The organism is Streptomyces sp. NPDC057623, from assembly GCF_042800355.1.
Classification (GTDB): Bacteria; Actinomycetota; Actinomycetes; order Streptomycetales; family Streptomycetaceae; genus Streptomyces.
Map to the genome: position 1 here is coordinate 1 of NZ_JBHVGZ010000173.1, position 1,860 is coordinate 1,860.

Genomic DNA, 1,860 nt, shown 5'->3' on the forward strand with positions numbered 1-1,860 from the left:
CACAGGCCAGCAGAGCACACGAAGGAGGAAGAACGCCCTGGCTACGGGGTCAGCGACTCAGCCGGGCTCCAGGGAACTCACGGGATGTCGCACAATCGGAGGGCCGAGGCTGGGAGGTCATCTCGATTGGTGGATCGAAGTGGCCCGGTGGACCGAGCGACCGGGTGCTGGTGCGACGATGCGGGGGTGCGCGAGGTCAATGAGCTGATCAACGTCGACGATCCAGCCTGGCCGCTCCTCCTTCAGGAGCTGTCCGGCACCGACGTACCAGTTGAGGTGCTGCCCGGCGATGCCGAGAGGGGCCGCGCCTCCCTGCTGCAACTGCAGGTCTCCGCCCGATCAAATTTGGGCGGCATCGTACTGAACCGCGGGGGTCTGCTCGTGGACAGCGGATGGGTGCGGATCTTCGGAAGTCCGAGTGGTGCCGACGTCGAAGGACTGCCCGGCCTGGCCGAGATCAACGCGATGCCGGCGACGTTCGATCCCGCATGGCCGTCGGGTGCAGGACTCGTGATCGCGCACGATGTGCTGGGCGGGGTCTTCACCCTCAACGGAGGTAACCCCTCTGAGGCCGGGCGGCCCGGCGAGCCGGGCGAGATCCTCTACTTCGCCCCCGATGCGCTTGGCTGGGAGGTGCTGGGCGCCGGCCACACGGGGTGGCTGTCCTGGATTCTCTCCGGAGGGCTCCGGGAGTTCTATGAGGACCTGCGGTGGGATGGCTGGCGCGACGAAGTCGCTGTGCTGGATGGCAGGCAGGGACTGTCGTTCTTCCCGCCGTTGTGGTCAGCCGAGGCCCGCCGGGATCTGCTGGCGACCAGCCGTCGTGGGGTGCCCATGGCGGAACTCCTGAGCCTGAGCCGCAACTCGTGCCTTCAGTTCAACGGCGCCGATCCGGGGTTCCTCGGAGTCGCATGAACCGGCTCACCCACCCAGACGCCGGTAGCAGATGAGGGTGGCTGCGATGCCGGCGAGGGTGAGGAAGTGTTCGGCTTTGCGCTCGTAGCGGCGGTGAAGACGGCGGCACCCGGCAAGCCAGGCCACCGTTCGTTCCACGGTCCAGCGGTGGCGGCCCAGGCGCTGGAGGGCTCGATGCCCTTGCGGGCGATGCGTGGGGTGATGTTCCGAGAGCGCAGCCACTGCCGCACGTGGTCGTAGTCGTACCCCTTGTCGCCATGGAGTTAGGCGGGGCGCCGCCGACGCGGTCCGCGGCGGGAGCGGACGGGCGGGATGCCGCGCACAAGGGGTTCGAGGCCCTGGCTGTCGTGAGTATTCGCGGCGGAGATCCCGATCGAGAGGGGCAGACCGGACCGCTCGGTGATCAAGTGGATCTTTGACCCCTTCCTGCCGCGATCTACGGGATTCGGACCTGTCAGATCCCCCCTTTGAGGGCTCGCATGTTCACCGAGTCGATCGTGCACCGCGACCAGTCCAACTCCCCGCGGGCGCCGAGCTCGTCCAGGACCAGACGGTGGAGCTGCCCCACACCCTGGCCCGGCTCCACTCGCTGAACCAGCGGTGCGCGGTGGGTCCGGACGGACCGAAGACCGGCGGCAGTTGCCGCCAGGTACAGCCCGTCGTGGCCACGAACAGGATCGCGCCGCGAGCACTTCGCGATCGCCGTACCGTCGTCGGCCACCGCCCTGCGGACGCACCGGAGCGGCCGGGACCACCCGTTGAAACAATTTGCACAGCCCGTCCGGAACCAGACGTCCCACCCACGCCATCACGACGACCAGCCTAGTGATCAGTCCAGTTGAGACGACCTACCTCGATCTTTCGTGACGGTCCGCCGACGGAGTCGGTGGGCCGTTTCGCTTTCTGTGGCTGGTGGTGGGCAGGCTGAGGAGCCGTGTGTCGTCT

1 protein-coding gene and 1 pseudogene are annotated in these 1,860 nt (G+C 67.7%); one reads left to right on the forward strand and one right to left on the reverse strand.

Annotated features, from left to right (window positions below; genetic code table 11):
* Positions 1-915 (forward strand): DUF2625 domain-containing protein (locus tag ACFU95_RS50935; protein WP_383844775.1); only part of this gene is annotated, 915 nt, incomplete at its 5' end.
* 6 nt (positions 916-921) lie between these two features.
* Here ACFU95_RS50935 and ACFU95_RS50940 read toward each other — a convergent pair.
* A pseudogene (locus ACFU95_RS50940) lies at positions 922-1,724 on the reverse strand (IS5 family transposase).
* Between the last annotated feature and the right edge of the window lie 136 nt (positions 1,725-1,860).